At 72.5% G+C, this 7553-nt stretch carries 7 protein-coding genes; 2 read left to right on the forward strand and 5 right to left on the reverse strand.

The annotated features are described in order from the left end of the window. The 3 genes from ACFW2Y_RS33480 to ACFW2Y_RS33490 form a co-directional block, all read right to left on the reverse strand. Positions 1 to 679, reverse strand: a 679-nt coding sequence (locus tag ACFW2Y_RS33480; protein ID WP_384886807.1) for a MerR family transcriptional regulator, incomplete at its 3' end; no start/stop codon positions are given. Between the two features lie 51 nt (positions 680 to 730). After that, the gene (leuE, locus tag ACFW2Y_RS33485) at positions 731 to 1387 is read right to left on the reverse strand and encodes a leucine efflux protein LeuE (RefSeq protein ID WP_384886810.1); all 657 of its coding nucleotides are present in this window, start codon (positions 1385 to 1387) and stop codon (positions 731 to 733) included. 61 nt (positions 1388 to 1448) lie between these two features. Beyond that, entirely contained in the window at positions 1449 to 3029 is a 1581-nt protein-coding gene (locus ACFW2Y_RS33490; protein ID WP_384886812.1) for a methylmalonyl-CoA mutase, read from the reverse strand. Between the two features lie 221 nt (positions 3030 to 3250). Here ACFW2Y_RS33490 and ACFW2Y_RS33495 point away from each other — a divergent pair, with 221 nt between their 5' ends. Next, positions 3251 to 4186, forward strand: coding sequence for a L,D-transpeptidase family protein (locus ACFW2Y_RS33495; RefSeq protein ID WP_384886815.1), 936 nt, complete (start codon positions 3251 to 3253; stop codon positions 4184 to 4186). Positions 4187 to 4363: 177 nt separating this feature from the next. Here ACFW2Y_RS33495 and ACFW2Y_RS33500 read toward each other — a convergent pair whose 3' ends face one another. Together ACFW2Y_RS33500 and ACFW2Y_RS33505 are read right to left on the reverse strand one after the other, a co-directional pair. Continuing rightward, complete coding sequence (locus tag ACFW2Y_RS33500) at positions 4364 to 5473, reverse strand: hypothetical protein (protein WP_384886818.1); 1110 nt, start codon at positions 5471 to 5473, stop codon at positions 4364 to 4366. Continuing rightward, on the reverse strand, positions 5473 to 6162 hold the full coding sequence (locus ACFW2Y_RS33505) for an RNA polymerase sigma factor (RefSeq protein ID WP_384886824.1): 690 nt from the start codon (positions 6160 to 6162) through the stop codon (positions 5473 to 5475). The genes ACFW2Y_RS33500 and ACFW2Y_RS33505 overlap by 1 nt, the downstream gene beginning before the upstream one ends. Before the next feature lie 519 nt (positions 6163 to 6681). On the opposite strand from ACFW2Y_RS33505, the gene ACFW2Y_RS33510 reads away from it, so the two are divergent. Next, complete coding sequence (locus tag ACFW2Y_RS33510) at positions 6682 to 7419, forward strand: Clp protease N-terminal domain-containing protein (RefSeq protein WP_384886821.1); 738 nt, start codon at positions 6682 to 6684, stop codon at positions 7417 to 7419. The last annotated feature ends 134 nt before the right edge of the window (positions 7420 to 7553 follow it).

Genomic DNA, 7553 nt, shown 5'->3' on the forward strand with positions numbered 1-7553 from the left:
GGATCCCGTCCATCGCCCCCCGGTGCACGGTGGTCGCCGCCTCCTCGATGCCGGGCAGGACGTGCACCTCGACGCCCTCGACGACGGTGCCTTCGGGCACCGTCGTCGCCGCGTGCACGACGATCGAGCCGTCTCCCTCGCCGGCGTCCTCGTAGTAGGCGATCGCGGGGCCGAAGCCGGTGACGCCGGCACGCTCCAGCCGTCCGCACAGCTCCTCGTACAGCGGGCCGATGACCGGGGTGATGTGCTGCGGGCCGAAGCTCGCGGCGGGTGCGCTCAGCTCGGCGACGCGAACGGCGGGGACCTTCTTGACGACGACGTCCTGGGTGGACATGCGTCCCTCCCTCTCGATGGCTCGGAGCCTCGCACCGACCTGGGCGAGCCGGGCCCTGGCCTCTTCCACAGCCGTTTCCAGCTCGGCCTGGCGCAGCCGCAGCATGCCCTGCAACGCGTGCGCGTCGACCTGCTCGTCGAGGATCGACCCGACCTGTTCCAGGGTGAAGCCGAGGTCCTTGAGCGCGATGACGCGGTTGAGCCGGGCGAGCTGGTCCGCGGAGTAGAAGCGGTAGCCGCTGTGCGGGTCGACGTGGGTCGGGTGCAGCAGTCCGATGGCGTCGTAGTGGCGCAGCATCCGGACCGACACCCGCCCGTGTCGGGCGAAGTCTCCGATGGTGAACATGACGCCCCCTACGGAACGGCCTCACACGGTGTGAGGGTCAAGGCCGGGGTTTCAGGCGGCGCTGCTGAGCGAGAGCTTGGCCGCGAAGCCGAGGAAGAGGGCGCCGGCGGCGGAGGTCGCCCCGGCGGAGAGCCGCCTGCGGCGGCGGAACGCGGCGGCGAGGCGGGTGCCGCCGAATATCAGGGTCGTCAGGTAGAAAAAGCTGCCGAGCTGGAGCAGGGTGCCGAGGACCAGGAAGGAGAGCGCCGGGTAGGCGTAGGACGGGTCCACGAACTGTACGAAGAAGGAGATCAGGAAGAGGATCGCCTTCGGGTTGAAGAGGCTGATGATCAGCGCCCGGCGGTACGGCCGCTCGGACGGTCCGGCGTCCGGCTCCGCGGCGGACGCGGTGACGACCTCGTGCCGGGAGCGCCACATCGACAGGGCCGAGCGCAGCATGCCGTAGGCCATCCACGCCAGGTAGCCCGCACCCGCGTACTTCACGATCATGAACAGCAGCGGGGTGGTCTGGAGCAGCGAGGCGGCGCCGAGTGCGGCGAGCGTCATCAGGACCGCGTCGCCGGTGAACACCCCGGCGGCGGCCTTGTACCCGGTCCGGGTGCCCTTGCGGGCGGCGACGGACAGCACGTACAGCGAGTTCGGCCCCGGGAGGAGGATGATGAGGACGAGCCCGGCGAGATAGGTCGGCAGATCGATGACACCCAGCATGAAGCGGAGTGTCGCACACCGGTGCGACGCTCCGCTTCGGGGTTCTGCCGGGTGGGACCGGCTAGAACGCGTCGGTGGGGACGTAGGTGCCCCAGACGCTGCGGAGCGCGTCGCAGACCTCGCCGACGGTGGCGCGCGCCCTGAGGGCCTCCTTCATCGGGTAGAGGACGTTGTCGGTGCCTTCGGCCGCCTCCTTGAGGGCGGCGAGGGCCGCGTCCACGGCCGGTCGGTCGCGCTCGGCACGGAGGAGGGCGAGGCGCTCGGCCTGCTGTGCCTCGATCGCCGGGTCGACGCGCAGCGGCTCGTAGGGCTCCTCCACGTCGATGGCGTAGCGGTTGACGCCGACGACGACCCGCTCGCCGCTGTCGGTCTCCTGCGCGATCCGATAGGCGGAGCGCTCGATCTCGCCCTTCTGGAAGCCGCGCTCGATCGCGTGGACCGCGCCGCCCATCTCCTCGACCCGGTCCATCAGCTCCAGGGCCGCGGCCTCCACGTCGTCCGTCATCTTCTCGACCGCGTAGGAGCCGGCGAAGGGGTCGACGGTGGCCGTGACGTCCGTCTCGTAGGCGAGGACCTGTTGGGTGCGCAGGGCCAGCCGGGCGGACTTGTCCGTCGGCAGGGCGATGGCCTCGTCGAAGGAGTTGGTGTGCAGCGACTGGGTGCCGCCCAGGACGGCCGCGAGGCCCTGGACGGCCACGCGCACCAGGTTGACCTCGGGCTGCTGGGCGGTGAGCTGCACACCGGCGGTCTGGGTGTGGAAGCGCAGCATCAGGGACTTGGGGTTCTTGGCGCCGAACTCCTCCCTCATCACCCGCGCCCAGATCCGACGGGCGGCCCGGAACTTGGCGACCTCCTCGAGGATCGTGGTGCGGGCCACGAAGAAGAAGGAGAGCCGGGGGGCGAAGTCGTCCACGTCCATCCCGGCGGCGACCGCGGTGCGGACGTACTCGATGCCGTCGGCCAGGGTGAAGGCGATCTCCTGCACGGGCGAGGCCCCGGCCTCGGCCATGTGGTAGCCGGAGATGGAGATGGTGTTCCACTTCGGGATCTCGGCCCGGCAGTACTTGAAGGTGTCCGCGATCAGCCGCAGCGAGGGCTGGGGCGGGAAGATGTACGTGCCCCGGGCGATGTACTCCTTGAGCACGTCGTTCTGGATCGTGCCGGTCAGCTCCTCGGCCGGGACGCCCTGCTCCTCGCCGACCAGTTGGTAGAGGAGCAGCAGCAGGGCGCCGGGGGCGTTGATGGTCATCGAGGTGGAGACCCTGTCCAGCGGGATGCCGTCGAACAGGATCCGCATGTCGTCGATCGAGTCGACGGCCACGCCGACCTTGCCGACCTCGCCGTGCGCGATCGGCGCATCGGAGTCGTGGCCCATCTGGGTCGGCAGGTCGAAGGCGACCGACAGGCCCGTGGTGCCGTTGGCGATCAGCTGCTTGTAGCGGGCGTTGGACTCCACCGCGGTGCCGAAACCGGCGTACTGCCGCATCGTCCACGGACGTCCGGTGTACATCGACGGGTACACACCGCGGGTGAAGGGGTACGCGCCGGGCTCGCCCAGCTTCTCGACCGGGTCCCAGCCCTCCAGGGCCTCCGGTCCGTACACCGGCTCGATGGGCAGCCCCGACTCCGACTCGCGCGCCATGCGTTGTGCCTCCCGATAGACCTGTCGCACAGGCCTGCTGACCAGACCTGTTGCCCAGTGGCGCCGACCTCCGCGACGGACCGTGGTGACGGGCGTGCGGGCGACGGGGGCAGCGCACCGGGACCCTTCCCCCAGGATGCTCGGTTCGTGCCCCGGGTGCGCAACCGGACGCGCGCGGGAAGCATCCCTACAGACACACGACATGTCTCGGGGGGGCAAGGATGAAGCGATCTCCGTCCGTCATACGCGGGTCCGTGCTGCGCGGACCCGTCCTGCGCAGGGCGGCCCTGGCCGCCGTGGCGGTGGCACTGGCCGCGGGCTGTACGCCGGACGCCGCCGGGGTCGGCGCGGACACGCCCCCCGCACCGACCTCGACCGCGTCGGGGGGCGGCGCGCCGACCTCGGACGCACCGACCTCGACCGCGTCGGGTTCGCCTTCCGGTTCCACGCCGACCGAGGACGCCAAGCCGCCGTCGCCCTCCGCGACCTTCCCCACGACCGAGCCCTCCACCGGACAGCCCGGGCCGAAGCCGCTCATGGGCGACGGGGACGAGAGCGAACAGGTGCGGGAGCTCCAGGCGCGGCTGCGGCAGCTGGACTTCTTCGACCGGGCCCCCACCGGTTTCTACGGGACGATCACGACGGCCTCGGTGAAGAGGTTCCAGGCGCGTCGGGGCCTGCCGGAGACCGGCTCGGTCGACGGGGCGACCTGGAAGGAGCTGCTGTCCGTGTCCCGGAAGCCGACCGCTGACGAGCTGAAGCCCTCGACCACCAACAAGCTGGCCGCCCCGGACCCGCGGTGCATGACCGGCCGGGTGATGTGCATCAGCAAGGAGAGCCGGACGCTCGCCTGGATGATCGACGGCAAGGTCGTCTCCTCGATGGACGTCCGCTTCGGCTCGGAGAACACGCCGACCCGCGAGGGCCTGTTCAAGGTCGAGTGGAAGGCGAAGGAGTGGACGTCGACGATCTACCACACGCCCATGCCGTACTCGATGTTCTTCAGCCGTGGCCAGGCCGTGCACTACTCGTCGGACTTCGCGGCCCGCGGCTACAACGGGGCCTCGCACGGCTGCGTCAACGTCCGGGACCGGACCAAGCTGGCGGCCCTCTTCGACCAGGTGAAGGTCGGCGACAAGGTCGTCGTCTACTGGTAGGCCGTCCGCGGCCGGAGGGGCGAAGAGCCCGGAGAAGGGAGGGCGCGGGTGGGACCGGGGGAACGTGTCCCACCCGCGCCGGGTGCGCGGAGCCGTAGGTACGGGGGGAACCCCGGCTCACTGCGCGGCCGATGACCAGTCGGCTCATTCAGTACTGCGTCACCGGGTCCAGAAGTGTTACACCGCGAGCGGAACGCGTGTCGCGACGGTGGTTCCGGTGCCGCTCGCGGTGGACGGCGCGTCCGCGGTCCCGGTGGAGAGCAGGGCGTCGCCGCGGCCCCCGCCGTTCTGGTTGCCGGCGCCGGAGGTGCCCCGGTCGCCGTCCTTGGCGCCGGTCGAACCGCTGCCGGAGGAACCCCCGGAGCCGGAGCCCGGGCGCGGGTCGGACGGGTCCCCGGAGTCACCCCGGTCGGGCTCCTGGGACGTCCCGGTGTCGCCGGAGAGGATCCGGTCGCAGTAGCGGCGCAGGGTCTCGCCGCTGCGCAGCCTGTCCACGAGCCGCTGCCGATCCGTGGCGTCGAGCCGACCCTCCCGGTACTCCTGACAGGCCTTGAGGTCCTTCTCCCGGCTGGTGCCCCCGGCGCCGGTGCCGCCCTGTCCGCCCGAACCGGCGTCGGGGCGCGCGGTGGTGACGCCGGGCTTCGGGGTGTCCGTCCCTTCGGAGCCCGCGCCCTCGGTGTCCGCGCCCTTCCGGTCCGGAGTGCCGGCCGTCGGGTCGGGGGCGCCGGAGCCGGCCGAGGGTGACGCGCCGGGCGTGGACCCGTCACCGCCGGGTTCCGTGGTGGGCACCGCGGTGCCCCGGGGTATTCCGGAGTCCTTCGAGACGAGCGGGTCCGCCGTGTTCCCCGCGGTGGCGGAGGTGGTGGGCGCGGGGCCGCCGAGGGGCAGCACACCGGTGCCCGCGGCGACGGCGACGCCACCGACCGTGACGGCGGCGAGCGCCGCGGCCAACCCGTACCGGACGGAACGTCCCCAGCGGCGCACCGGGTCCACACCGGACGTGCGCGGTGCCCGGCCGGGCGTGGCGGCGGCTCCGGCCGCTGCGGCTCCGGCGCCGGCCGCAGCGCGCTCGGCGGCGGCTCGGCGGAAGGCCAGGAGCGCGGCGGCCTCGCCCGGCAGCTCGCCCGTGTCGGTGGGCTGGACGGCAGGGGTGCGGGCCGCTTCCAAGGCACCGGCGAGCAGCTCGACCTGGGAACGCGCACGGTCGTCGACGGCCTCGACCGGCTCACCACGGAGCAGCCGCTCCGCGGCCTCCTGGTCGAGCCACTGGTACCGCTCGTCGGCCATCACATGTCCTTCTGCGTACGCGGACGCGATTGCGTCACACCGCCGGGGGTCACGGCCCCCGGCGTACGACCGCGTTGCGGAGGGACTCCGTCCAGGGGAACGACGGCCCCGCCTGCGCCTTCCGGCCCGTCCGGCGCACCGTCGGCACCGAGGAGTTCGGCCAGCTTCTTGAGCCCCCGGTGTGCGGCGGTGCGCACGGCGCCGGGGCGCTTGCCCAGGGTCTCGGCGGCACTCTTGGCGTCGAGACCGACGACGACGCGGAGGACGACGGCCTCGGCCTGGTCCTGCGGGAGCCGGGAGATCAGGTGCATGGTGTCGCCGGTGGCGAGGGCCTCCAGCGCCTCGCCCGCCGTGTCGGACTCGGCGGGCTTGTCGGCGAGCTCGGTCTCGTCGGCTCCGACGGCGGGGCGTCGGCCGCGCATCCGGATGTGGTCGAGCGCGCGGTTGCGGGCGATCCTGGCCGCCCAGCCGCGGAAACGGTCCGCGTCGCCCTCGAAGCGGTCGAGGTCACGGGCTATCTGGAGCCACGCCTCGGAAGCCACGTCCTCGGCGTCCGGGTCGCCCACCAGTGTGCGTATGTAGCCGAGCAGTCGAGGATGCACGGCGCGGTACACAGCACGGAAGGCGTTCTCGTCCCCGTCCTGAGCAGCGAGCACCGCGGCCGTCAGCTCCGCGTCGTCCCCCAGCACTCCCCAAACCCTGTTCGTCGGTGGTGTCGTCGCGTCCTGCGTCATCGCGGCCGGTCACCACCGCCACGCCGCCTCGCGCAGGTGCACGCTACGTCGTGCCGTGGCACCGCGTCCACGCGATCCGGGGTCTTTGTGCAACTTGCAACCTTCCCGTGGTCGGACGGACGCATCGACGGTGTGACAGAAAACGCACCCCCGGCGCTGAAAGGAGTACGGAGTCGTGCTGCGGCTCCGTGGATGACGACCGGGGCCTCTCCTGTGGGGGGTGGCGGCCCCGGTCGTCTCCCTTTCCCTCGCCCTTCCCGGCGCCCTCGCCCTTCCCGGCACCTTCCGGCCCTTCGCCCTCCCCGGCGCTTCCCGACCCTCCCCCCCCACCTTCCTTCCGGCCCCTCCCGGCCCGGCCCCTCACCCTTCCTCGGCGCCCCCTCGTGCGCCCTTCACCCGTCCAGGGGGGCAGCGCACCCCCTCGACTGTCAACCGACCGTTGACGGCACATAAGTGTCAACCTAGGGTTGCCTCATGACGAATCCAGTCGGCCTGAACGTCCCCGTCCGTCTCGACGAACTCATCGAAGCAATCAAGAAGGTCCACCCCGACACCCTGGAACAGCTCTCCAGCGCGGTGGTCGCGGCGGATCACCTCGGCGATGTCGCCGACCACCTGATCGGCCACTTCGTGGACCAGGCGCGGCGCTCCGGCGCCTCCTGGAGCGACATCGGCCGCAGCATGGGCGTCACCCGCCAGGCGGCCCAGAAGCGCTTCGTCCCCAAGGGCCCGGACGCGGAGAAGATGGACCCGAACGCAGGGTTCAGCCGCTTCACCCCCCGCGCCCGGAACGTGGTGGTGTCCGCCCAGAACGAGGCCATCGCCGCCCGCAACGACGAGACCCTCCCCGCCCACCTGACGCTCGGACTGCTCGCCGAACCCGAGGGGCTGGCGGCGCACTGGATCGCCTCGCAGGGCGTGACGCCCGAGCAGGTGCGCGAGGCCGTCACGGCGACGCTGCCGCCGGCCGTCGACGAGGTGCCCGCACTCGTCCCGTACGACGCCGCGGCGAAGAAGGTGCTGGAGCTGACCTTCCGGGAGGCCCTGCGCCTCGGCCACGACTACGTCGGCACCGAGCACGTCCTGCTGGCCCTCATGGAGCACGAGGACGGGGAGGGCGTGCTGAGCGGGCTCGGCCTGGACAAGGCCGTCGCGGAGCGGGAGATCGCCGCGACGATCGCCTCCGTGGCGCTCCAGAACCCGGAGGACTGAGCCGCCCGGCCGGTGGGACGGGCCCCTTCGGGCCCGTGCCACCCGCCCGCGGGGGCCGCGGGACCCGTCGCCCCGCGGGGCCCGCCGGGCGGGCGCGGCGCGGGACGCCCCCGCCCCCCACCCCGCCGCCCACC

Origin of the sequence: Streptomyces sp. NPDC058877 (assembly GCF_042742855.1) — a bacterium.
Classification (GTDB): Bacteria; Actinomycetota; Actinomycetes; order Streptomycetales; family Streptomycetaceae; genus Streptomyces.